Annotated in this window: 20 protein-coding genes; 6 read left to right on the forward strand and 14 right to left on the reverse strand. The window is 41.1% G+C overall.

Translation table 11 applies throughout. The features are described from left to right. Positions 1–13 precede the first annotated feature (13 nt). From CHH48_RS08860 to CHH48_RS08875, 4 genes are all read right to left on the reverse strand, one after another. Entirely contained in the window at positions 14–1,390 is a 1,377-nt protein-coding gene (locus CHH48_RS08860; protein WP_095218780.1) for a PTS ascorbate transporter subunit IIC, read from the reverse strand. 21 nt (positions 1,391–1,411) lie between these two features. Next, positions 1,412–1,696 (reverse strand): PTS sugar transporter subunit IIB, encoded by a 285-nt coding sequence (locus CHH48_RS08865; RefSeq protein ID WP_095218781.1) that lies wholly within the window; start codon positions 1,694–1,696, stop codon positions 1,412–1,414. 17 nt (positions 1,697–1,713) lie between these two features. After that, positions 1,714–3,774, reverse strand: a complete 2,061-nt coding sequence (locus CHH48_RS08870; protein ID WP_095218782.1) for a BglG family transcription antiterminator — start codon at positions 3,772–3,774, stop codon at positions 1,714–1,716. A 502-nt stretch (positions 3,775–4,276) separates the two neighbouring features. Beyond that, a complete protein-coding gene (locus CHH48_RS08875; protein ID WP_095218783.1) occupies positions 4,277–4,831 on the reverse strand; it encodes a TetR/AcrR family transcriptional regulator in 555 nt (184 codons plus the stop codon). A gap of 421 nt (positions 4,832–5,252) precedes the next feature. Here CHH48_RS08875 and CHH48_RS08880 point away from each other — a divergent pair, with 421 nt between their 5' ends. Then, positions 5,253–6,755, forward strand: a complete 1,503-nt coding sequence (locus CHH48_RS08880) for a glycine betaine uptake BCCT transporter (RefSeq protein WP_095218784.1) — start codon at positions 5,253–5,255, stop codon at positions 6,753–6,755. Between the two features lie 62 nt (positions 6,756–6,817). On the opposite strand, the gene bglA is transcribed toward CHH48_RS08880, so the two are convergent. Together bglA and CHH48_RS08890 are read right to left on the reverse strand one after the other, a co-directional pair. After that, on the reverse strand, positions 6,818–8,257 hold the full coding sequence (gene bglA, locus CHH48_RS08885; protein ID WP_095218785.1) for a 6-phospho-beta-glucosidase BglA: 1,440 nt from the start codon (positions 8,255–8,257) through the stop codon (positions 6,818–6,820). 12 nt (positions 8,258–8,269) lie between these two features. Next, the gene (locus CHH48_RS08890; protein ID WP_095218786.1) at positions 8,270–10,168 is read right to left on the reverse strand and encodes a beta-glucoside-specific PTS transporter subunit IIABC; all 1,899 of its coding nucleotides are present in this window, start codon (positions 10,166–10,168) and stop codon (positions 8,270–8,272) included. Between the two features lie 167 nt (positions 10,169–10,335). Between CHH48_RS08890 and CHH48_RS08895 the strand changes: the two genes are divergently transcribed. Both CHH48_RS08895 and CHH48_RS08900 read left to right on the forward strand, forming a co-directional pair. Continuing rightward, positions 10,336–11,043 carry a GntR family transcriptional regulator gene (locus CHH48_RS08895; RefSeq protein ID WP_095218787.1) on the forward strand — a complete coding sequence of 236 codons (708 nt, stop codon included), beginning with the start codon at positions 10,336–10,338 and terminating at the stop codon, positions 11,041–11,043. 13 nt (positions 11,044–11,056) lie between these two features. After that, positions 11,057–11,401 (forward strand): ABC transporter, encoded by a 345-nt coding sequence (locus tag CHH48_RS08900; protein ID WP_095271060.1) that lies wholly within the window; start codon positions 11,057–11,059, stop codon positions 11,399–11,401. 59 nt (positions 11,402–11,460) lie between these two features. Here the strand turns inward: CHH48_RS08900 and fumC are convergent, their stop codons facing one another. Beyond that, the gene (gene fumC, locus CHH48_RS08905; protein ID WP_095218789.1) at positions 11,461–12,849 is read right to left on the reverse strand and encodes a class II fumarate hydratase; all 1,389 of its coding nucleotides are present in this window, start codon (positions 12,847–12,849) and stop codon (positions 11,461–11,463) included. A gap of 135 nt (positions 12,850–12,984) precedes the next feature. On the opposite strand from fumC, the gene CHH48_RS08910 reads away from it, so the two are divergent. Beyond that, complete coding sequence (locus tag CHH48_RS08910; RefSeq protein ID WP_095218790.1) at positions 12,985–13,872, forward strand: LysR family transcriptional regulator; 888 nt, start codon at positions 12,985–12,987, stop codon at positions 13,870–13,872. A 190-nt stretch (positions 13,873–14,062) separates the two neighbouring features. On the opposite strand, the gene CHH48_RS08915 is transcribed toward CHH48_RS08910, so the two are convergent. From CHH48_RS08915 to CHH48_RS08925, 3 genes are all read right to left on the reverse strand, one after another. Next, complete coding sequence (locus CHH48_RS08915; protein WP_095218791.1) at positions 14,063–14,536, reverse strand: GNAT family N-acetyltransferase; 474 nt, start codon at positions 14,534–14,536, stop codon at positions 14,063–14,065. A gap of 119 nt (positions 14,537–14,655) precedes the next feature. Beyond that, positions 14,656–15,906, reverse strand: a complete 1,251-nt coding sequence (gene sstT, locus CHH48_RS08920) for a serine/threonine transporter SstT (RefSeq protein ID WP_095218792.1) — start codon at positions 15,904–15,906, stop codon at positions 14,656–14,658. 161 nt (positions 15,907–16,067) lie between these two features. Continuing rightward, positions 16,068–17,108, reverse strand: a complete 1,041-nt coding sequence (locus tag CHH48_RS08925; RefSeq protein ID WP_095218793.1) for an SDR family oxidoreductase — start codon at positions 17,106–17,108, stop codon at positions 16,068–16,070. Positions 17,109–17,278: 170 nt separating this feature from the next. On the opposite strand from CHH48_RS08925, the gene CHH48_RS08930 reads away from it, so the two are divergent. After that, entirely contained in the window at positions 17,279–18,160 is an 882-nt protein-coding gene (locus CHH48_RS08930; RefSeq protein WP_095218794.1) for a WD40/YVTN/BNR-like repeat-containing protein, read from the forward strand. A 50-nt stretch (positions 18,161–18,210) separates the two neighbouring features. Here CHH48_RS08930 and CHH48_RS08935 read toward each other — a convergent pair whose 3' ends face one another. From CHH48_RS08935 to CHH48_RS08945, 3 genes are read right to left on the reverse strand one after another with little or no spacing between them, the layout of a single operon-like run. Next, complete coding sequence (locus CHH48_RS08935) at positions 18,211–18,543, reverse strand: hypothetical protein (protein ID WP_095218795.1); 333 nt, start codon at positions 18,541–18,543, stop codon at positions 18,211–18,213. Next, positions 18,544–20,373, reverse strand: coding sequence for a DUF6792 domain-containing protein (locus CHH48_RS08940; RefSeq protein WP_095218796.1), 1,830 nt, complete (start codon positions 20,371–20,373; stop codon positions 18,544–18,546). A gap of 4 nt (positions 20,374–20,377) precedes the next feature. Next, positions 20,378–20,983 (reverse strand): hypothetical protein, encoded by a 606-nt coding sequence (locus CHH48_RS08945; protein ID WP_095218797.1) that lies wholly within the window; start codon positions 20,981–20,983, stop codon positions 20,378–20,380. Positions 20,984–21,477: 494 nt separating this feature from the next. Here CHH48_RS08945 and CHH48_RS08950 point away from each other — a divergent pair, with 494 nt between their 5' ends. Further along, the gene (locus tag CHH48_RS08950) at positions 21,478–22,266 is read left to right on the forward strand and encodes a glycine betaine ABC transporter substrate-binding protein (RefSeq protein ID WP_342747530.1); all 789 of its coding nucleotides are present in this window, start codon (positions 21,478–21,480) and stop codon (positions 22,264–22,266) included. Between the two features lie 146 nt (positions 22,267–22,412). On the opposite strand, the gene rlmD is transcribed toward CHH48_RS08950, so the two are convergent. Beyond that, on the reverse strand, positions 22,413–23,816 hold the full coding sequence (rlmD, locus tag CHH48_RS08955) for a 23S rRNA (uracil(1939)-C(5))-methyltransferase RlmD (RefSeq protein WP_095218798.1): 1,404 nt from the start codon (positions 23,814–23,816) through the stop codon (positions 22,413–22,415). Positions 23,817–23,993 lie beyond the last annotated feature (177 nt).

Genomic DNA, 23,993 nt, shown 5'->3' on the forward strand with positions numbered 1-23,993 from the left:
TATTCAGCATCTATTAGGCACCAATCTGATTGGAGTCATTTGTCTTTTTATTGCGTTTAAACAATCCGAAGACAACAGCCAACACAACAAGACCAACAACCGTTACGGTAACACCTGCTGCACCGAACATTTTCGCCACCTGTCCAAGTACGATGCCAGAAGCCGCAAAGTCTGCATCTGAGAAAGTCGTACTAGCGAATCCTAAATCTCCTAGTACCGGCATCAAAAATACCGGAAGGAAAGTAATCAACAATCCATTTGCGAAAGCTCCAATAGTTGCTCCTCTCACACCGCCAGTGGCGTTTCCGAAAACACCAGCTGTAGCTCCTGTAAAGAAGTGCGGTACAACGCCCGGCAAAATAATAACTGCTCCAGCAAGACCAAGTGCCACCATGCCAACAATTCCTCCAAGGAAGCTGCAGAAGAATCCAATCAAAACAGCATTCGGTGCATAAGGGAAAACAACTGGACAATCAAGAGCTGGTTTAGAATTCGGAACAAGTTTCGTCGAAATACCTTTGAAAGCAGGGACAATTTCAGCTAGCACTAGACGCACCCCTGTCAGGATAACGAATACACCTGCCGCAAACGTTACGCCTTGGATTATAGAGAAGACGATATAGTGAGTACCTCCGCTCAATTCCCCCTCTACATATCCTGGACCAGCAAATAGTGCAATGATGACATAAAGCACAACCATCGTAAGCGAGATCGTAACCGAACTATCTCGCAGGAACCCCAATCCTTTCGGAAACTTAATATCTTCTGTAGATCTGGATCCCTTCCCAACTACTTTGCCTACCACTCCGGAAAGTGCATAACCTAAGCTTGAGAAATGACCGAATCCCACATTGTCGTTACCTGTGATTTTCCGCATGAACGGCTGGCAAATTGCCGGAAAAGCAGCCATGATCAACCCAAGAGCCAAGGAACCGACAATGATAAGCGGAACACCCTTCAATCCTGATACTGCAAGGATTACAGCGAGCATACAAGCCATATACAGCGTGTGGTGACCTGTAAGGAAGATGAATTTCAATCTAGTAAAACGCGCGATCAGAATATTGGCTAACATACCAAAGAACATAATAAATGCAGTTGTACTTCCATATTCCGTCAGTGCCATCGCTACGATAGCTTCATTGTTCGGTACTACACCATTTACATTGAAAGCATGCTGGAACATTTGCCCGAACGGGTCAAGTGAACCAACAATGATATTCGCACCAGCAGAGATTACCAAGAAACCAAGGAATGTTTTCGTCGTCCCTTTAATAATCTCGCTCAGCGGCTTCTTCAGGATGATTAGCCCCACCAAGGAAATCAATGCCACCAATACCGCCGGTGTGCTAAGAATATCGATGACCAGCTTCAGAAATCTTTCGACCATTGTATTCTCCTCCTTTGTTCTTTAGGAAATGATGCCCTTCTGTTGAAGAACCTCTTGCAGCTTTGATTTGATTCCGTCCATATCGATGATGCTGTCAATCACGATTACTTCACCTAAGTGATGCATCCCATCAGCAATATCCTTGGCAGCAATAAACAAATCCGCATCATCAGGAGTTGCCGAGCTCAAATCTGAATGACTCACCTCTACACCAGTGACACCTAACTCTGATAGAATCTGCTGAACATTCATCTCCAACATAAAGCTGCTTCCTAGTCCTGACCCGCAAACTGCTAATATCTTCATAATTACTCCTCCAATTTTCAGGCTATAGTTGAATAACTTTTAAATAGTGCAAGTATTTCTTCCTTACTATCAGATTCAATCAGTGTTGCAACATTTTCTTTATCGCTGAGCAGTTTGGTCAGCTGCGACAGTGCCCTTAAATGGGTTTTGTTATCGATTGCCGCAATACAAAATAATAATCTAACTCCTTTGGTATGATTTGTGGAAAAATAGACAGGCTCCTTTAATCTAAGAAAGCTCATTCCTACTGCATGCACACCGGATTCCGGTCTGGCATGCGGGATGGCAACATCCGGTCCTATCACTACATAAGGCCCTAGTTTTTCTATATTTTCTATCATTGCCTCTACATAAGATGGCGAGATAGACTCATTTTGCAGCAGAGGCTTGGCAACGCAGGCAATTGCATCTTGCCAGCTTGGTAAACTTTCAGCTAGTTGAACAGTATCTTCATGTAACAAGTCTTGTAACACTGGTTGATTCTCCTTTCTTCGTTCTGTTTTGCGATGGAACTGGAATGTCCGCAGCATGTTTTCTAATTGTTTCTCATCATGGATGCTGGCGTATCGGCTGATTTCCTGAAGAAGCTCTCTTACTGATACGCCATCATATTGAATACCGAATAATGTTTCATATACGCCATTGACTAAAGCACTTTTTTCAGTAGGCGACATGATCGGTTTAACGTGAAAACACGGGATACTGGACTGCAAATCAATTGTTGAGAAGATAACATCATAATCCATTGCAGTCTTCTGTTCGTATTGTCGGAGTGAGCATGTATCCTCGACCACAATCTCTGAAAATAATGATTCGAGCATGTATTTCACCATCAAGGATGAACTTATACCGCTCGGACAGACGACTAGAGCTCTTTTCTTCCTTGGCATTTGCTGTGTCGGCTTTTCTAATAACGCGCCGAAATGAATCGTAATAAATCCTATCTCTTCTTCCGGAATAACTATATTGAGCAGGTCTCCAACCGGTTGTAACAGCTCTTGTACAATCAGATATAATTCTTGATGTTCATTTTTAATCTGTTGTAAAAGCGGGTTGTGTATCGGAATCCGATATTTCATTCGATAGTAAGCTGGCCTCATATGCTGATAGAGGGTGCGTACGACATTAGCCCTTCGTTCGAAAACGACAGCAGCCTTGTTCTCGAAATCCAAGACCAATTGTTCGCACAATCTATACAGCAGATCTCGCGTATTGCTTTCCTGCTGTATTTGACCTAGTGATAGAGCAAGCAAGTGGATGCTGAAATAACATACTTCATTTTCATCAAGTGGTAGTTGAAGCTTTTCAAAAACAGAGAGTGTCACACCCCACATTGCATCCTGTTTCATATTGAGAATTTCGTCTTCATGGAAACGGACTGTTTTTCCTTCACGAAGTCGGCAGGCATACAGCACTAAAAAATAAGTGAAATGATCCAGCCTTTCCTCAACAAACTGAAGTCCGAAATCCTTTTCCATCGTCTGCAATAAATCTTGCACATCTTTTGCAGTTACATTTTTTAAATGTGCTGTGAGATGTTTCACTATTGTCGGAAAAGTGGGATTTTGGAGCATCTTCGCCAGATGATTTTGAACCAAAATTCTTTTATCCGCTTCGGATCCCCTAAGATGATAGCCATTCTGTCTTGTATAACGAATTTCTACTAAGAATGGATTAATCCGCTTATTGGCACGTTTGATATCTGCAACTACTGTATTTTTGCTAACTTGGAGCACATGTGTTAAATGGTAAGATGATACAGGCTCCTCCCTTATGAACAAATACAGGTAAAGAAAAAGCAGACGATCTTCTTCGCCTAATACAAGCTGCTGACCATTTTGAATCAGCTGCTTCTTTTGGTAACACTGCACCACCTCCTGAGGTACACGAATGAGCTGCGTCCCTTTATATAGGATCTGCGGCAACTGCTCTGCTGTAAGCCAGTCATTCAGCTTCTCCAAGTCATAAGTCAGCTGCCTTTTGGATAATTGAGTGAGATCCATGAGCTGTTGCAATGTAATGTGCTGTGAACGGATAAGCTGCTCAAGCAAGATGGATGGCCGCTTGTCTAGCATCATTGGATTCACCTCCTGATTTCATTTTATATTAAAGCGCTTACATTTTGACTAGTGATTGGGTACAAAAGTTGTATGGCCTTCGTTACAAGATTGGGATAACATGCAACACGCTAGTTGCTTAGAAATACATTTACTGGATATTACCACCCAATTTCCTGATCTGTATCCGGATATACAGACCGATTAAGTTATCTTTGCAACAGTCAATAACGTCTTTGGATAGCTGTTTTTTCCCCATAAAAAATACCCTCCAGTTATCACTCTGCAGTACTTGAAGGGTGTTTCATTATGTTCTATTCACTAGGTTAGTCTTCCCACTGTTCAGCTTCTTCAGTTCAGATATATCATTCATTTTCTCGATATTGACCAGCACAAATCAGCGTACTGTTTGTGTGTAACAATTAAAGGAGAAAGATGACATGATGAAAAACTGAATTATACCTTCTATCTCACTTAACGTAATAAATTAGATGTATATATCAGGCTCTAATAAAAATAAAAATCATGACGTGTGCTGAAAAAGTACTTTTGCCATCGCAATGGAGTAGTCCGCTGCTTTATCCGCACCAATCAAGGTGGTCATAGAAGTGGTTCCTTCAAGAAGCAGCGTCAGCTGATTGGCTAAATCAAGTGGATTATTATCCCAATTTTCTTGTGCTAGCTGTTGAAAATAATGCAGCAATCTTATTTTATGTTCTCTAGCGATGTTTTCAATTTCATCGTCTATCCCTGTATAATCTTCTATTGCCCTCAAAAACATATCCCCTTTATAGGAATGTTCCTTTAACCAGCGACAGTGCGCTTCTACAGCTAGAATGAAAGGAGAACTCGAACCTTTCTCTATATAAGAATCCAGATAAGACCAATAGCGTTCTTCTCGTCGCTTCAGTACTTCTTCAACTAATTTATTTTTGGAAGGAAAATGGTTATAAAGCGTCATTGTAGCAACATTTGCCTCCCGGATGATTTGCTTAAGACCTACACCGCGAAATCCATGCTCATAAAACAATCGCTCCGCTACTTGCAGTAACATATCTTTTTTTGTAGATCGACTCATATGCTTAACGGCTCCTTTAAATTAGATAGACCTAAATTACAAATTACAACCTACAGTAATTACAAGTCAAACAATTTTCTACTGCCTCCTGTAAAATCTTTTCCCGTCTTGTACCTTACGATTTAAATTAACAAGATAATGAGTGATAACGGAGGGCTTTATTGCTTATTTAATATTTCGTTAAAATTATATTATCAAGGGGTTTTTACGGCGCTGAAGAAGCTTTATCGGTTGATTGAATATTAAACTTATGTTAAAAATAGAAAGGTCGTTCTATACAGTTCGGATAAGTTGTTAGAATTCTTATGATCCTGGCCGCTGTCTTAGAAAGAGTAGAATTTAGAATCACTAAGATAAATTCACTCCTTATAAAAACAGCTATTGATGAGATTATAAGAATTTTTGAAAGGGGAATAGAATTATGAATAAAGTAGGCAATGTTTTTTGGATATCTTTAATCCTTTGCGCTATTTTTGTTCTTTGGGGCGTAATAGCACCAGAGAATATGGATTATATAACTACTGAGGCGCAATCCTTTTTGACCTCAAAATTTGGTTGGTTTTATATTCTTTCAGTTGCTATCTTTCTGATCTTTTCCATCTACCTGATTTTTAGTCGTTTTGGGTCTATGCGTTTAGGAAAAGAAGGAGAAAAACCAGAATTCAAACGTATTACATGGTTTGCTATGTTGTTCAGTGCTGGTATGGGTATAGGACTTGTGTTCTGGGGAACAGCAGAGCCGCTTGCGCACTTTGCAGCACCACCCGAAGCAGATCCGGAAACTATCGAAGCGGCTAAGAATGCACTTCGCTATTCTGTATTCCACTGGGGATTACAGACATGGGGCGTTTATACAGTCATTGGTTTAGCCATTGCATACTTCAAGTTCCGCAGAGGTGCTCCTGGACTTATTAGTTCCACATTCCAGCCCTTGATAGGAGACAGAACAAATGGATGGATTGGTAAACTGATTGATATTATTGCTGTTTTTGCCACTATCTTTGGTGTTGCTACTTCCCTTGGATTAGGAGCTTCCCAAATCGCCGGCGGATTGGCATTCATTACTGATATAAAAAATAATTTCAGCACGCAGTTTGTTATTATTATCATTGTTACCATTCTGTTCATGGCATCTGCTTGGTCGGGCATAGGTAAAGGAATAAAATGGCTGAGCAACGCTAATATTGTGTTGGCAGTATTACTGCTTTTACTTACTTTATTCCTAGGTCCTACACAATTTATTCTTAACACGTTTATATCTACTATGGGATCGTATGCGGAGTCTCTGCCTGCACTTAGTTTCCAGACAGGATCATTTGATAGTGATATTAATAGTTGGGTTCAGAGCTGGACCATTTTCTATTGGGCTTGGTTTATTGCATGGTCACCTTTCGTAGGTACATTCATTGCACGTGTCTCTAAAGGAAGAACCATTCGTGAATTTGTAATAGGCGTTTTATTTATCCCAGCTATCTTCTGTGCATTCTGGTTTGTTGTCTTTGGCGGTACTGGTCTGTTCCAAGAAATTCATGGTATCAATACAGGACTTACTGATCTTGCGCAAGAACAATCATTATTTGGTGTATTCGAAGGATTACCGATGTCTACGTTACTATCAGTCGTTGCATTGTTCTTAATCGGCACATTCTTTATTACTTCTGCTGACTCTGCAACGTTTGTGCTTGGTATGCAAACATCAGGCGGAAGCCTCAATCCATCCAATAAAATTAAATTGACTTGGGGGATTATCCAAGCAGCAATTGCTTCTGTACTGCTGGCAACTGGCGGACTTAACGCGTTACAGACTGCGTCAATTGTTTCTGCATTTCCTTTCGCCTTTATACTCCTGTTTATGGTTTGGTCACTCTGGAAGGCCATGAATGAGGATTGGAAGAAAGAAAAAAGTAAATCAAGACATAAATAAATAGCACTGCAAATAAAAAAAGACCTCTGGAGGTGGAGACACCTTCCCAGAGGTCTTTTTTTTTATAGCTCTTCCCCATTCGAAGCAATCACTTGCTTATACCACTCAAACGAATCCTTCTTCGACCGTTTCATGCTGCCGTTTCCTTCATTATCACGATCCACGTGAATCATGCCATAGCGCTTCTTCATTTCACCAGTTGTGAAGGATACGATGTCGATAATTCCCCACGGTGTGTAGCCAAGCAGATCGATGCCATCGTAGTTAACTGCTTTTATTAGCTCCTCGATATGAGAGCGCAAGTAATCAATCCGCTGTGGATCGTGGATGGATCCGTCTTCTTCCACGGTATCAATTGCGCCGAAGCCATTCTCGACGATAAACAATGGAATCTGATAACGGTCGTAGAAACGGTTCAATGTGTAACGTAAACCAGTTGGGTCAATGGACCATCCCCAGTCACTTGCTTTGATATATGGGTTCTCTACACTTTGTGCCAACCCGCCATTTGTCATATTTCTGTCTTGTTCCGTCTCTTTATCACTTTTGACAGTCGTACTCATGTAATAACTGAATCCAAGGTAATCAACCGTACCATTGCGAAGAATCTCTTCATCGCCATCTTCAAATACGATGTTATAGCCTTCTCGTTCGAATTCTTTTAGCACATAGCTTGGGTAGTAGCCGCGAACATGTACATCCGGGAAGAAGTAACGCTCACGCATCAGCTCTTCTGCCAGCATCACATCGTTTGGATTGGAGGAATACGGATAAATCGGCACGTGTGATACCATGGCGCCAATTTGGAATTCAGGATTGATTTCCTTCCCTTTGCTGACAGCTAGTGCACTTGCAATCAGCTCGTGGTGACCAGCCTGGTACATCACTTCACGGGCATTTTCGCCCTCTTTCACTGTGACACCAGAGTTCGTCCAAAGGAATAATGGATTATCGGTATCCATTTTGTTATTGATTTCGTTGAATGTCATCCAGTACTTAACCTTGTCTTTATAACGGTCGAAGCAGACTTCTGCGAACCGGACAAAGTGGTGGGCAACCTCTCTGCTGCGGAATCCGCCGAACTCACGCGCCAAATGTAATGGCATTTCGAAATGGGATAGCGTAATGACTGGTTCAATGCCATGCTTTAATAGTTCATCAAAAAGATCGTCGTAGAACTTCAAGCCCGCTTCGTTTGGCTCCGCTTCATCGCCTTTCGGGAAGATGCGTGTCCATCCAATGGATGTACGCAAGCACTTAAGACCCATCTCTGCGAATAAGGCAACATCCTCTTTGTAGCGATTGTAGAAATCGATAGCTTCATGGTTTGGATAAAACTTATCCGGTTCCACCGTTTCTGTAAGTTCCCGCGGCACACCATGTGCACCAGAAGTTAATACATCAATAACACTTGGGCCTTTGCCATCCTGGTTCCAGCCACCCTCGAATTGGTGGGCGGCAAGAGCGCCGCCCCATAAGAAGTCCTTCGGTAATGTATTCATCTCTATCTCCTCCTATTTCACAACCGTCAGCAAGTCATTGCCTTGCGTCGTTGTCTCTGTTTCGTCAATGATGATTTCTTTATAATTAGCTGGATTGGTAAGAATGATAGGCGTGATCGTTTGCACACCTGCAGCTTCAATCGCTTCGCTGTCAAACTCGCTCAATACATCCCCTTGCTTCACGCGGTCTCCTTCTTTCACATGCAGTGTGAACGGTGAGCCATTAAGCTTAACTGTATCAAGACCTACGTGGATCAATACTTCTGCACCAGACTTAGAGCGTAATCCTATTGCATGCTTTGTCGGTGCGAGCATGACAATGGTTCCGTCAAATGGCGCATAAACTTTATTTTCACTTGGCTCAATTGCCAGCCCTTTCCCCATTGCTCCTGAACTGAACACTTCATCTGGCACTTCTTCCAACGCCAGCAATTTACCGCTTAGCGGTGCGTGAACTACTTCTTCATTGTTTTCTGCTGCAGACGCTTCTGCGTTGCTATCTTTCTGATCTACTGCCACACTGCTGTCAGCTTGTGCTGCAGTATCTTCACCGAAACCAAAAATCTGAATCAAGATGATTGGCAGCACAATAGCGATAGCGGCGCCGATAACAATACCTATGAAACTTGTAGGGTAGTCTCCATTGATACCATTCACAATAGTTAATGGTCCTGGAAGTCCAGCATAAGCGAAATAATATGGATTGAAGAAACTTGCTACAATTGCACCAATTGCACCAGATATACAACCAATAATAAATGGTTTCTTGAATCGCAGTGTCACACCATAGATTGCTGGTTCTGTTATACCGAATATACCGGTAATACCTGCGGAAACACCGACTTTTTTAACTTCTTTACTTTTCGCTTTTAAAATAACACCGACAACCGCACCAACCTGTGCGATTACCGCAATCGTTTGATAAGCCTGGAAAGAATCACGACCATATTGCTCGAAGTTAGCCAGTACCATCGGCGTAATACCCCAGTGAACACCGAAGATAACGATAACCTGCCATAGGGAGCCAATGATCGCTCCTGCAAGCCATGGTGCGTATTCAGCTAAGAAATTGTATCCGTTCGCAATTCCATTTGCTCCAAGAGAAGTCAATGGACCTATTGCTACAAGTGTCAGCGGAACCATGACTATGATAGAAATCAATGGCACGAACAATGGACGGATTACTTCGTTCATGTGCTTGTTCAAGAAGCGCTCCAAGTAAGAAAGGATCCAAACTAGGAACAGTGGCGGCAAGACAGATGATGTATAAGTCGTTTCTGTCAAAGGCAACCCAAGGAAGTTCATGCTATTTCCGTCCGCAATGCTTGCAGCCATCGTAGCCCAATCAGGACTGACAAGCGCTGCACAAGCAGCAACAGCTATATACGTATTTGTCTTGAAATGCTTAGACGCCGTAATAGCAATGAAAATAGGCAGGAACGTAAATGGAGCCCACGAAATAAAGCTAAATACTTGGTACGTACTAGTTGTTTCGAAGTTTGGGAAAACCAAGTTGATTAGAATAAGTGCACCTTGCAGAATACCGGCCGCCGCAAGCACATAGATGAATGGTGCGAATACAGCTGACATTGTTGCAATAATTCGGTTAAGGATTGAGCCTTTGTTCTCGTTACCTGCTTCAGCAGTATCAACATTTACGAGTTTGGCAAATTCATCATATACCTCGCCGACATGCTGACCGATAACGACTTGGAACTGACCACCGTTTTCTACTACTGTAATGACACCTGGCAAACTATTAACCTCTTGTTTAGCAGAAGGCTTCGAACGTTTCAGCACTAAACGCAACCGTGTCGCACAGCGGGTAGCGTTTACAATATTCTCTTCCCCACCGACAGCCTCCAGTATATCCCCAGCAAGTTTTGGATAATCCCTTACTTTTTCAGCCACTTGGAACACCTCTTTTTCTTTTAGTATACGCTTACATTATAATTATACCGGTATAATTTATCAAGTATAAACTAATAAAATTAATAGAGCATTTTAAAAGAGTAGGGTTTTCGTTAAAGATTTAATGTGCTAAAATCGCTCTATCCAAACAAATAAGGAATGTAGCTATGCTTAAATATCAGCAAATCGCCAATGAGATCCAACACGATATCGAAAAGAAAGACCTCCCGCAGGGTACCAAGCTGCCTGTGCTGGAAACCTTGATGTCCCAATATAAAACAAGCAAAAGCACTGTCATCAAAGCACTCAGCCTGCTCGAACGAAAAGGGCTTGTCTACCAAGTGCGCGGCAGCGGCATCTTCGTACGGCGTCGCAACCGAAAAGGCTACATCAGCTTCTCGAACCAAGGCTTCAGTGACGAGCTGAGCGGATTCGACATTACAGCAAAAGTGCTGGAGCTCGATATCCGGAAACCATCAGCAGAAGTCGCCTTCAACCTGAAAATCGATTCGGAAGATGACGTCTATTACGTTAAACGGATACGTTATATCAACGGACAAATACTTTGTCTTGAAGAGTCCTATTACAACAAGGATATTGTCACCTATCTGAATAACGAAATCGCCACCGGATCCATCTTCGATTACATTAGCAATGCCTTAGGTGCCAAAATCGGCTTCTCCGATATGTACGTGCACATCCAGAAGCTGAATGAAGATGAAGCATCGCATCTTGGACTTCTTGTAGGTGATCCAAAACTATTCGTAGAAACAATCTTCTATTTGAACAATGGTCTTCCGTTTGACTTCTCGCGAATATCGTATAATTACGAGCAGTCACAGTTCTTTTTCCAGTCGACGGGGTATTCTTTGTAGGATGCGAAATGAATTGATTAAGATATTTGCAAATTGGGAGACAAAGCTAGAGAAGAATGAATGGTATTTTAGTGATTGCTATGAGGAGTTAACAACGAACTTATCATCATTTGAGGCTTTTTCTGCTATACCAGATGTCATTTCTGTACTCCTCACGGTTAAAGATCCCTTTCTTCTAAATGAAACAATTGATTTCTTAGATACTCTATACATCATAGCGGATACAACGGAAATACATCCTATGCTTCGAGGAGAATGGGAGAATATAAAGTCGCACATTCAACGCTTCGGAGACAACCATAGCTATGTTGCTTGGAAAGGTCTCACGCACATGCTCCGAATAAGCGAGATGCCATAAGTCTATTAAAAATTAAAAAGCAACCAAGTGCGTTAGCTGCTTGGTTGCTTCTTTGCATATTAGATATTCGGTTTAACCATATCCTCCGGCTTCACCATCTCATCAAACTGTTCTTCTGTCAGCAGATCGAGTTTCACTGCGGCTTCTTTCAGTGTCAGTCCTTCTTTATGTGCCAGTTTAGCTATTTTCGCCGCATTTTCGTATCCGATGTGCGGGTTCAAAGCAGTTACCAGCATCAAAGAATTCTTTAAGTTATCCTGAATTGTTTGCTCGTCCGGCTCAATGCCTACTGCACAGTTGTCATGGAAAGATACCATGCTGTCGCTTAATAGCTGAACAGACTGTAGGAAGTTATAGATAATAACTGGTTTGAATACGTTCAGCTCGAAATTACCCTGACTTGCAGCAAATCCAATTGTAGCGTCATTCCCCATCACTTGGGCTGCTACCATAGTCAATGCTTCACACTGCGTTGGATTTACTTTCCCTGGCATGATAGAGCTTCCAGGTTCATTTTCAGGAATAATGATTTCACCGATACCACAGCGTGGGCCGCTCGCCAGCCAGCGTACATCATTGGCAATTTTCATCAAGTCAGCAGCTAGTGCTTTCAATGCACCATGAGCATATGTCATTTCATCATGGCTTGTTAAAGCATGAAATTTATTGGGTGAGCTAATGAATTCTTGTTCTGTGAATTTGGTAATTTCCTCAGCAACGGTGTCACCAAACTGTGGATGTGCATTGATGCCTGTTCCAACTGCTGTACCGCCAATTGCCAAGGCACGCAGTTTCTCAGTAGATTCTGCAACCATTTCCTTTGATCGATCCAGCATATGCACCCAGCCGCTGATCTCTTGTCCTAGCGTCAAAGGCGTAGCATCCTGAAGATGTGTACGTCCGATTTTCACGATGTTATGGAATGTTTCCGCTTTTTTATTTAGCGTGTCACGCAGCTGTTCTACCGCAGGAAGCAACTGTTCATAAACAGCCAGCACGCCTGCAACATGCATAGCCGTCGGGAATGTATCATTTGAGCTTTGGCTGCGGTTAACATCATCATTCGGATGTACTACTGCTTCTGAACCTTTTTCCTTCAGCAAAGCAGTAGCAAGGTTTGCAACCACTTCATTCATGTTCATATTACTTTGTGTACCGCTTCCTGTCTGCCATACAACAAGCGGGAAATTATCATCATACTTACCAGTAAGAATATCATCACAGACCGTCACGATAGCGTCTGCTTTTTCTTTAGCCAGATTTCCCAGACGCTGGTTGGCAATAGCCGTACTGCGCTTCAATATAGCGAAAGCCTTCACGACACGCTCCGGCATTCTTTCTGATCCTATTTTGAAATTCTCTTTGCTTCGCTGCGTCTGTGCACCCCAGAATTTATCCGCTGGTACTTTTACTTCCCCAAGAGTATCTTTTTCGATCCTATAATCCATGGTAATCCTCCTCAGATTTCCTGTATCTTTATTTCTCCTATAAAATCGTAACACTCGCTATGTATAATGTATAATGCATAATAAATATGTTTTTAATTACTCTATGTAATACATAATAAATGGAGGCTAAACAGCATGGAATGGGAACAACTCGAATATTTCCAGACACTCGCACGTGAACAGCACGTTACAAGAGCTGCGCAGATTCTGTCCATTACCCAGCCAGCTCTTTCCCGCTCGATTGCTCGACTGGAAAGTCAAATTGGCACACCGCTTTTTGACCGTCAAGGCAGAACAATTAAATTGAATAAGTATGGAGAACTTCTATTAAAGCGAGTTGACCTCATCTTAAAGGAATTCCAGGAAGGAAAAGACGAAATCCAATCTTTGCTTGACCCGGATAAGGGAGAAATTTCACTTGGATTTCTGCACACACTCGGCACAACAATAGTTCCAAATATAATCGGTGCATTTAAAGAAGAATTTCCGCACGTTAGATTTCATTTAAAACAGAACCATTCCAATTGGCTGTTGGAAAACTTACAATCTGGCGACCTGGATCTATGTCTGCTCGCATCCTTCCCTGAGGATTCCAAAATGGCCTGGACTCCATTATGGCAAGAGGAGCTCTTCTTGTTCTTCCCAAAAGACCATCCCCTAGCCAATCGAGAATCGATCACATTACAAGAAATCGCCGATGAACCTTTTATCCTTATGGAGGAAGGCTATGCATTGCGCGTAACAATTGATAGTATCTTCGAGCAAGTGGGCCTTGTTCCTAAGATTATGTTTGAGGGTGAAGAGGTAACGACGATTGCCGGTTTCGTCGGAGCTGGGATGGGCATTTCCATCCTTCCTGACGTTAAAAGCTTGGATCGAACGAAAATCGCTAAGGTTCGTATAAGCTCACCAAAGTGTGAACGGACAATCGGCATCGCTAGTATGGAAGGGAAGTTTTTATCGCCTATTGCGGAGAAGTTCAAGCAATATATTGTGGAGCATTTTCATCTAACAGATATTTAAATAAAAGAAGAAGCATGTGCAATTTCGCATGCTTCTTCTCTCAATCAATTAGTATAACTATCTTTATGCTTAACCACATTATTACTCCTTCAAAGATATTTGACATGCGGTTCTGATTTTCCTACAAAGCTAAACTTACACCTTCAATGCCGATAAAAAGATTGTATATTACATCTTTCCCCAGAAGTCGTCACACGATAGAACTAGTATGGAACTTCTGAACATACGTCCTATTTTCATAGACTTCCTCCATGCCTCCATTCGTAATATCGGAAATCGTTTTCCGCCAAAAAGCTAAAGCTGGTTGATTCTTTTCAATTTGAGAGACATTCCAGTATCCGTCGAATGCTTTAAAAATATTTCTAGCAGCTGCTTTTCCAAATCCCTTCCCTTGATAACTAGCTAGGACGAAGAACTCTAGCACCGTATTTATCTTCTTATTACTTTCTATGAGTGCAAATCCGATCACTTCAGTTTTCAGACAGAAAAAGTAAGCAAAATGTGTTTCGTCTTCCCAGTTCTGACTCAGGTCAAAGGGCTTATACTTAAAGTTGCTTTCAAGTTTAATTTCCGGGATGTATTTACTAAATTCGTAAATATAAAATTGCATAAGGTTATGAAGCAGTGCTTCTTCAGACTTCTTTACTTTTCTAATATGAACCATGTCTCGTCTCCACTATTCTAGTATACTTACATAATTTAACTAATTATAACAAAAGAACCATCTTGCATCTTTTCTCCACATGAAAAAAACTGCATCTTATCAAAGATGCAGTTTTAGTTTCAAGCAGTTTTATTATTAACGTTGATCTTAATCTTCTCTCCTGCTTTTCTTCTTTCCTTGAACTCAGCAGCAGCAGTGAACAAGACATCTGTAGAGGAATTAAGTGCTGTTTCAGCAGAGTCTTGCACGACACCAATGATGAAGCCTACACCTACTACTTGCATCGCAACGTCAGCTGGGATACCGAACAGGCTGCTTGCGAGCGGGATCAAAAGTAATGATCCCCCTGCCACGCCAGAAGCCCCGCATGCGCTGATAGCTGCTAAAACACTTAAAAGGATAGCAGACACGATGTCGACTTCAATATTCATCGTATGAACAGCTGCAAGAGTCAAAACAGATATGGTAACTGCTGCACCAGCCATATTGATTGTTGCACCGAGAGGAATGGATACAGAGTAGCTATCTTTGTTCAAGCCAAGCTTTTCGCTCAGCTTCATATTAACTGGTATATTTGCTGCTGAACTGCGAGTAAAGAATGCTGTTACACCGCTCTCCTTCAAACAAGCAAATACAAGTGGATATGGGTTCTGTCTGATCAACACGTAGACAATAAGCGGATTGACAACGAGTGCCACGAAAAACATGCAGCCAAGAAGTAGTGCCAATAATTGACCGTAACTTGCTAAGGACGATAGACCATTTTCCGAAATGGATGTGAAAACAAGACCCAAGATTCCAAGTGGCGCAAGCTTGATCACCCAAGTAACTACTTTCGAAATGGCATCCGAGAAGTTGGAAATGACAGACTTCGTTGTATCTGATGTATTCCGCAATGCCAATCCGAACAGAATAGCCCAGGCTAGGATACCGATATAGTTTGCGTTCACGATTGCATTGACCGGATTGTCCACGATATTCAGCAATAATGTCTGCAGTACTTCGGCAATGCCACCAGGAGCTGCCGCTACATCTTCAGGACGATCTGCAAGTGATAAGCTGATCGGGAAAATGTAGCTTGCTACTACAGCCACGACTGCAGCTGCAAGAGTGCCGACAAGATAAAGAACGATGATCGACTTCATATTTGTCTGCTGTCCTTTTTTGTGCTGTGCGATTGCTGCCATAACCAAGAACAACACAAGCACCGGTGCAATGGCTTTTAAAGCACCAACGAACAACGTACCTAGAATTGTGACAGGCTGCGCAGCATCCGGAATCGTGACGCCTAAAATAATACCAATAATAAGACCAATAATAATTTGCTGCACTAAGCTTAACCGATTCCACAGTTTTAAAGCATTTCTCATGATAATCCCCTCACTTCTTATGCTGTACTAAGGGAGAAATAATAGTAGTCCACCCTAAAAGGACAACTGTCTTTTTAATAAGAACAATTATAGGGGTATTTTTGCGGGATTACAAGATTAATTGTTAAATTCACATCTTTTCCAAATTTACTTTTGTCCTTCTAATTATCTCGATTCCTTCTTAGGAATAACCATGCACTTAACCCCGCTATCAGAACTTGTGTTAGAACAGGATATTTCACAGCTTTAACAAATATACTCCGTTTTCGTTTCCATCCGAGATTCACACCACGCTCATGCATACCGTATCCAGCATGATACAGATTACTTTCTTCCGGTAAATTTGATAGCCTGTTCTTATCGTACTGCGTCCGAGGAAAAACAAGCTCCCATGCCTTATCTGTGAAGCTGGGAAAATTCACTCCTAAAAATTGCATCGCCTTTGCCTGCGAGCCAACATAAATATCTCTTTTCGGATTCACAGCGGCATAACAAATAGCTTCAGCTACTGCTTCTGGAGGATAGATCATGCCTTTATGAACTGGATGATGCTTGAGATAGCTTCTGGCATGCTCACTATAAGGAGTATCGACTCTTGCTGGATGGATTAGTGTAATCGAAACGGGGACTTTTTCTTTTTCAAGCTCCATTCGCAAGCTTTCTGTCCATCCGCGTACAGCGAACTTTGAAGTCGCATAAGAAGATAGATAGGGAGTGCCTTTATCTCCAGATGAACTACCAACATTAATCAGTGCCCCAGGATTTCCCCGTTCCGAGAAATGACGTACTGCTTGCTTGGAGCCATAAACAACACTCCAATAATTTGTGGCAAACAGTCGTTTCATATCTGCATTACTTACCTCCATTGCCTTACCATAAATACCCACACCCGCATTGTTCACCCATGTGTCGAACCGGCCAAAAGACTTTAGCGCCGTTTCTGCAATCATGTTCACATCCTCTTCAATACCAACGTCCGCTCGTACATAAACAGCTTCATGACCAGCTTGCCGTAGTTCTACTGTTAACTCTTTCAGCGCTGCTTCGTTTCTTGCAGCAAGTACTACTTTCGCGCCTTTCGCAGCTGCCATTCTGGCTGTTACTAGTCCGATACCGCTGGTTGCGCCGGTTATGACGATGACTTGATCTTTTAATTTTCTTAGTTTTTTTGTATGTTCTACTCCAAGTTCTTCTTGATTCATTTCCGTCCATCCTCCTTGAGCTTCGTCTGCAATTTAGTATGAAGCTTTTCCCCATTACATACTCATCGCAAGGGGAAACATTGTCATGATAGTTGTTAAAATCAAGAAGCATCGGTTGTACTCTCACTCCCTTTTACCATAAAATAGAATGAAAGAAAGGATGTAGAAATATGCGTTATATTGTAGGTATTTGTCTCTTTTTATTTCTGTTAGTTGGCTGCCAGGAAGAAGAGGCTCCGAAACCTGAAGAAAAACCAACAACTACCAGCTCTGTTATATCTTATACAATTGACCAATCAGGCTTGCATATAACTATGAATAATGGCCAGGATTGGATGGAAGTTCCTGTCGAAGTCGACGAGCTCTTTTCTGGGGAATATCAAGGCTCCAAAACGGAACTGATGGATCAAAGTTATGTATTATCTCAAGACAGACTCGCCTTTATTGTTGGAGGATTTAAGCAAACTGCCATCTTGTCATCAACTAATCAAGGCAAGACATGGGAGACAGCGGAACTGCCTGGTGCAATCGAAGGTATCCGGTTGCGAATCATCGGATTTACGAGCGAGCAGGATGGTTTTGTCATTCTGTCAGGCGGCAGAACCATGTCAGCCGAAGGCAATCAAGTTTACCAAACAACTGATGGCGGAAAGACATGGAATCTAGTCGGCAGCGCGCCAAGTGAACGGATTGTGCAAAGCGGAACCTTCGTCTCTATGGACCTTGGTTTCATGAGCTTTGGTTCAACAGGTCCTACAGAATACTATCGCACAACCGACGGCGGATCGAATTGGGATAAGTTCGAGGTAGTCTTGCCAGGCATATACAAGGATGTCTTTTCGGTAATGGAATCGGCGGAGTTTGATGGAGACGAGATCGTCATGCAGATGGGACAAGGCACCAATGGAGATTATTACGGTGGAAATGTGAAAGCAAGGCTTGTTTCTGATGATAACGGAGAAAGCTTTGAAATGACCGGATTAATAGATCCTGACGACGTGATGACAGACGAGGAAGAAGAGAATTGGCGTGAGAATGATTCGTACTATTAAAGGTAAAAAAGAAGGCTTTGATCTCTTATAAGGAGTCAAAGCCTTTTCATTTATTCAGTTTTATCTTCATAAGTAACTGATAACCTCTGCTTCTTCATATCAGCGACTTGCTCATTAAATGAATTAACAGCTTTATTAATCTTTGAAATCACGTCAGTATAAATAGACTCATCCCGATCCTTGCGGGCGGTAGTCTCTTTCTTCATTGCATCAATGATTTTGCCTTTTTGGTCTTCTCCAACGATGATATTGTTAATTAAAGCATAAAACTCATCATCGTCAGCTCTCATATTGTCTACGTGTATACGTAATTGCTTTTTCTTATCGGTATAATCTTGATTCGGAATCAATTGTTCCGTAACAGAGAATGTAAATTGAGGCATTCAAATCCTCCTCGATAGGTCGAATAACTGAGATACGTTTTCTTCTTCCTCAAATAAATCCTCAATAGCATTTCGATACTTTTCTATATATAACTTGCCTGACTCCACCGACTTCTTCAACTCTTCCAAGTGCTCTTCAAAGTCATTATTTTCTAACGGATAAAAGATCTCATGAATCCTGATCGATTTTATCTCTTTATTAAAAGTCGGGTAATACCCATGTTTACTCAATAAGAATCGATAGCTGCTAGGACTGGATTCCATTTGATTGATTTCATCCTGAACTTTTCTTTTCTCGTCCTTATATGATTCATCTAATTCATCTTTTATTGCCTTTTCAAAGTTACTAATCTTGGTTGATTTTGCTTCTAGGATGGGGATCGATTTCTGATACATTCGGAGTGCTGCGGAGATATTTACTTTGATGGGTTCGCCCTTGGTTGATGTTGATGTGTATATCATGTCTGCACCTATGTAACTCTTCAATCCATCTGACATAGATGAAAGCATCTCCTGCAGACCATGACTATCCTTAATGGACTCTAATCGCTTCAGAATACCTGTCTTTTCAATTTCCATATAACTCATATAAATCTCAACCAAGTTACTGGCTAATCTTAGAATAGTAACAATTTCATTACCAGCTCCTAAAAAAGGATTGTTGAGTTTATCTCTGAGATTAACGTTGTCTTTAAGGATATTCTCAATATCAATCAATGATTTCTCTATCCTGGTCAAATGATCAATGGTTACTTCTTTTTGCCTCTCTGTAATATAACCAGCTTCCTCTAAGCTCCCGAAAATTTCATTTGAATTAGCAGTTACTGTTTGGACTCTATCCAGAAGAGGTGGCAGCTTTTCATTTAAGGCACGGACCATAGTGTCATAATTCGCTATGATATGGCCTGCCAGTTCCATCCCCTCTTTATCTTTAAATGCCCCGACATCAATACCTATCAGTTCTTTTACACCTTCGTTTGTCCCTCCTTCGTTAGACGCAACCGCGAAATCAATTGCCAGCTCCTGAAACTCTTTAATAACATTATCAGGTATATCGGCAATCAGCTCCCGAAGTCCAGGAACATCCGGATTTGTATCAACCATAGTAATACTTCCTAGTGTAAAGAAGCCGCGCACAACGCTAACTGCGTATAAAGGGTCGTCAGTTGAAATAACTTGATCTATTCTATCAGCTTTATCTTTATAATAGGTCATTGCAAAGTCATGTAGATCTTGGGGTGAAAGATTGTAAACTTCATCGTCATTATTAAAAGAGAACTCGTTTTTAACAGCATCATTAAACCTGAAATCTGTATTAAAAAGCTGATAATAATTTAATTGTGCACCATTTACACTATACACATTATCGAAAGTATTAAAAGATAAGAGAGCTATAGTATTATTATTATGTGCCAATGAATGTGACATCCCATTTACTTCAACATTGTCGTCGACATTAAAATGTTTTTTTGCTTCTTGAACAAATACGTCTGTGGCCTGTGCCTGTTTGATGGTTTGGCCTGCTAACATAGCTTTTATATTATATAGCCAATCTGGCAAGTCCTGGGTACCTTCTGATATTACATAAACTTCTTCCTTTTCGACCGTGTCGATATGAACTGCAATTCCGTCATAGCCTGAATCTTTAACAAAATCACTTTCTATATCAGATGATTTAAGGATTTTAATGTCAGCTTTTAATAACTCTCCATTTTCCTCCATATATATTTGTCTGATATTAAACTTGAGTTCTTCGGATGATAAATCCTTGTATCCTAAATCAATTAGTCTTGTTTTAAATTCTGAGCCGCTAATAATATCTTCGCTCATAACTTTACTCACTTTCTTTAGAAATTAGTTGAATGCTTTTTAACCAATTTTTTATTTCTGCTTTTTCATCTTCAATTTGCCCTTTACAAACATTCCCCTCCATATCATTTGAACATCTGAGGCTTGAGAAAGTTTGAATTTGTCCCTCTACACCATCTTTTGTAATCAACGATACTATACCTGAAGAATTCTCGTATTCATATTCAGCTATTTCAAGTTTTTGATCGTAATTTGTGGACACTTCTTCAAAATTAATTTCGACACCCACTCGTCCTTCTATCTGATCTCTTCCATGTTGCGGATCATTTATAAAACTGTAGTATTCTACATGATGGTCTATAAAGGGACCATTTGAATTTTGAGAGGAGAATATCACTACCTCACTATTTTTATCCGGATCTATACTGTAACTTTTATCATTAATTTTCATACCTTCAGGGAAATCCATTTTATAAGCACCTGTTTTGGATAAGAACGGGTAATAACCTTCCCTTGTTGGTTCGGTAGATTCCAAAAATTCTCTCGTAAACTCATCTTGAAATGCTGTTACTTCTGGAAATTCCTTAGCTTCATTTGCTGAAGAAGATTTTGATTCGTTATCATTATTCATGTTACAACCTCCTAGTACAAAAATCGTCATAAATAAAGCAACAATAAATTTAACCTTCATGGTCACTCACCTCTGTAGATGATCTTAATGGATTATTACTATAGTCGTTAAAAATTATACAAAAGCGATCCATTCATTCCCAGTAATTTAGATGAAATTTCCAAAAACCAAACTTTTGTCGCAGGATAAAATACCAGTAATCAGTATCCAATTACACATTTCAACTTAGCCAACCAAGTTATCACGTGGTAGGATTCATCATTAATCAGGGCAAAATCCAAGAAACTCCCCTTTCACTCTTTGTAAGCCATTTCATTCAGATAGCACCTTAAAACGGACCATAACTGTGTATTTAAATGGATAATACAGCTTAATCCACCTGACGCCGCCCTACAGCAGTAAACACCAATTTATACAGTTTTTATAGAATTTACTGTATTTTCTGTATGAGTTAACATAATACTTGTGCTTATAAAGAGAAGGGGGAAGAATTTTTGATTAAAAAAAGAATAATCGGTATTATATCAGTCTTGTCTTTTGTTTTTGTTTTAACAGGCTGCGGCAGCTCTGAGAGTAAAAGCGAAGCTGCAGATTTAGGCGAAGAATTAGATTATACAATTACAGGTATTGAACCAGGAGCTGGTGCAATGGGGCTTGCTGAAGATACGGTAGAGGGTTATGAGAACTTAAATGAATGGGAACTTTTTGAGAGCTCAACTGCAGGAATGTTAACCGAGTTAGGTGAGGCCATTGATAATGAAGAGCCCATTGTAATAGTTGGCTGGAATCCGCACTGGATGTTTGCTTCATACGATTTAAAATACTTAGAAGATCCAAAAGGTACTATGGGTAGAGATGAAGGCATACATACAATAGTCCGAACAGGTTTACAAGAAGATTTTCCTGAAGCTTATGAAGTTCTTGATCGTTTTAACTGGGAAATAGAAGACATGGAAGCTGTGATGAATGACGCTCAAGATATGGAATTTGAGGAAGCTGCAACTAAATGGATTGACGCAAATCAAGATAAAGTTAAGGAATGGACGGAAGGCGTAGATAAGGTCCAGGGAAAAGAGTTTGAATTAGTCGCTACTCCTTGGGACTCAGAACGGGCTTCTGGTGAAGTTATAAAGCAAGTATTAGAACATCAAGGGTTTGAGGTAACTGTCACCCCTGTCGATCCAGCTGTTTTGTTCCAATCAATTGCCCAAGGAGAAGGGGATGCATCAGTAGCTCCTTGGTTACCAGTAACGCATGGGCCATTCTTTGAACAGTATGGATGATATTATTGATTTAGGTGCAAATTTGACAGGCGCAAAAAATGGTATTGTTGTACCATCCTACATGGACATTGATTCAATTGAAGATTTACCAGCAAAATAACGAAAAAAAGGCAGATCACTTGTTCCAAGTGATCTGTCTTTCTTTGTTAATCTAAAGTTAGTACAGCAACACATTCCACATGCACAGTATGCGGGAATAAGTCTACCGGCTGTACTTCCTTCAATGTATAACCAAATTCATTTAGTTCCTTAATATCGACTGCAAATGTTTCTGGATTGCAGGATACATAAACGATCCGCTTTGGTTTGGATCGGCCGATCTTTCTCATTACTTTCCCGCCTGCTCCAGACCGAGGAGGGTCTAACAGCAGCAAGTCTGGCGTGCCAAATTTCTCTAGAACTTTATCCATTCCAAATCTGGCATTATCGGCTAGGAAGTAGGTGTTGGAAATGCCGTTGTCTGCTGCATTTCGTTTTGCTGATTCGATGGAACTTTCCACAATTTCGATGCCGGCAAGTTTCTCAACTTTGCTCGCAAAAGGAAGTGAAAAGGTTCCTACTCCGCAAAACAGCTCCAGCATCGTTTCTGTTTTTTTCGGCTGTGCCATTTCTAGAGCGGTGTCGATAAGCTTCTGTGCCTGTACCGGATTGACCTGGAAGAAGGTATCAAACCAAAGACGATAACGATAGCCTCCAATTTCATCATAAATGAAATCACGCCCGGCCAATAGATGCATGTCCTCTGCTTGGATGCTATCGGCCCAATCTGTATTTACAAACCATAAAAGACTTTTTACCTTCGGATAATTTTGTTCAATTCGTTTCTTGAGCTGTTCGGTAGCCTGAGCCAAACCTGTATCTGGCACTTGTGTCGCAAACAGTGCCAGCATGATTTCTCCTGTAACAAATGATTGTCTTACCATCAAATGCCGAAGCAAACCCTCATGCGTATCTTTGTTATAACCACTTAATGCATGGTCCTTCACCCAGCTTGCAACTTCCATAGCAACTTCCTTCATGTCTTCTTCCATGATCAAACATGTCTCGAGCGGGATGATCTTACGGAAATTCCCCTGTTCATGCAAGCCCATCGAACCATCCGGTGCAAAAGCAAAATCCATTTTATTGCGATACTGCCAAGGTTTCTCCATACCAATAGTGTCCTTCACAAGCTCTGGATCAAAGCCTTGTCCTAACAAAGCTTCTTTAACATGAGCTGTTTTATGTGTTAACTGTCCTTCATACTGCCAGTGCTGCCATGCGCACCCGCCACATAAGTCAAAATGAGGACAGGCTGCAGTAACCCGTTCTGGATGTACCTCCAAAACTTCCTCTAAAGCGGCTTTGGATCTTTTCGCATGCGGCCAAGCGACTGTGGCCCGCACTTTTTCGCCTGGCAATGTCTTCGGTACAGTCAGTTTCACTTTCCGTAGCTTGTCCTGTCCTTTATCCACCCATACAACTGCCTGGCCAGCCCCTTTATTGTCTAGCGAGCTAATTTCTGTGTCCATGATTTCTGGATCTAGGATTACTCTCGTTGTTTTCTTCATTATTTTTCCTCCCTTCTTGTGAGGAATCTATTAATCTATCAACTTAATGAAAGGTAATTTTTCTGAATTGACTCCTATACTTTTTTAACATGTTTTGCAGCAGGATGCCAGATAAAGTTTTTTCCTCAAAATATATCTGAATAATTACAAATAGAAAAAGACCCGATTCCACAAGGA

It is taken from the genome of Terribacillus saccharophilus (assembly GCF_002272075.1).
In the GTDB taxonomy this organism is placed as follows: domain Bacteria; phylum Bacillota; class Bacilli; order Bacillales; family Amphibacillaceae; genus Terribacillus; species Terribacillus saccharophilus_A.

What these genes read in the sequence shown, in the direction of transcription:
- CHH48_RS08860 (WP_095218780.1), bottom strand. Translation starts at nt 1,390, where the DNA reads ATGGTCGAAAGATTTCTGAAGCTGGTCATCGATATTCTTAGCACACCG.
- CHH48_RS08865 (WP_095218781.1), bottom strand. Translation starts at nt 1,696, where the DNA reads ATGAAGATATTAGCAGTTTGCGGGTCAGGACTAGGAAGCAGCTTTATG.
- CHH48_RS08870 (WP_095218782.1), bottom strand. Translation starts at nt 3,774, where the DNA reads ATGATGCTAGACAAGCGGCCATCCATCTTGCTTGAGCAGCTTATCCGT.
- CHH48_RS08875 (WP_095218783.1), bottom strand. Translation starts at nt 4,831, where the DNA reads ATGAGTCGATCTACAAAAAAAGATATGTTACTGCAAGTAGCGGAGCGA.
- CHH48_RS08880 (WP_095218784.1), top strand. Translation starts at nt 5,253, where the DNA reads ATGAATAAAGTAGGCAATGTTTTTTGGATATCTTTAATCCTTTGCGCT.
- bglA (WP_095218785.1), bottom strand. Translation starts at nt 8,257, where the DNA reads ATGAATACATTACCGAAGGACTTCTTATGGGGCGGCGCTCTTGCCGCC.
- CHH48_RS08895 (WP_095218787.1), top strand. Translation starts at nt 10,336, where the DNA reads ATGCTTAAATATCAGCAAATCGCCAATGAGATCCAACACGATATCGAA.
- fumC (WP_095218789.1), bottom strand. Translation starts at nt 12,849, where the DNA reads ATGGATTATAGGATCGAAAAAGATACTCTTGGGGAAGTAAAAGTACCA.
- CHH48_RS08910 (WP_095218790.1), top strand. Translation starts at nt 12,985, where the DNA reads ATGGAATGGGAACAACTCGAATATTTCCAGACACTCGCACGTGAACAG.
- CHH48_RS08915 (WP_095218791.1), bottom strand. Translation starts at nt 14,536, where the DNA reads ATGGTTCATATTAGAAAAGTAAAGAAGTCTGAAGAAGCACTGCTTCAT.
- sstT (WP_095218792.1), bottom strand. Translation starts at nt 15,906, where the DNA reads ATGAGAAATGCTTTAAAACTGTGGAATCGGTTAAGCTTAGTGCAGCAA.
- CHH48_RS08925 (WP_095218793.1), bottom strand. Translation starts at nt 17,108, where the DNA reads ATGAATCAAGAAGAACTTGGAGTAGAACATACAAAAAAACTAAGAAAA.
- CHH48_RS08930 (WP_095218794.1), top strand. Translation starts at nt 17,279, where the DNA reads ATGCGTTATATTGTAGGTATTTGTCTCTTTTTATTTCTGTTAGTTGGC.
- CHH48_RS08935 (WP_095218795.1), bottom strand. Translation starts at nt 18,543, where the DNA reads ATGCCTCAATTTACATTCTCTGTTACGGAACAATTGATTCCGAATCAA.
- CHH48_RS08940 (WP_095218796.1), bottom strand. Translation starts at nt 20,373, where the DNA reads ATGAGCGAAGATATTATTAGCGGCTCAGAATTTAAAACAAGACTAATT.
- CHH48_RS08945 (WP_095218797.1), bottom strand. Translation starts at nt 20,983, where the DNA reads ATGAATAATGATAACGAATCAAAATCTTCTTCAGCAAATGAAGCTAAG.
- rlmD (WP_095218798.1), bottom strand. Translation starts at nt 23,816, where the DNA reads ATGAAGAAAACAACGAGAGTAATCCTAGATCCAGAAATCATGGACACA.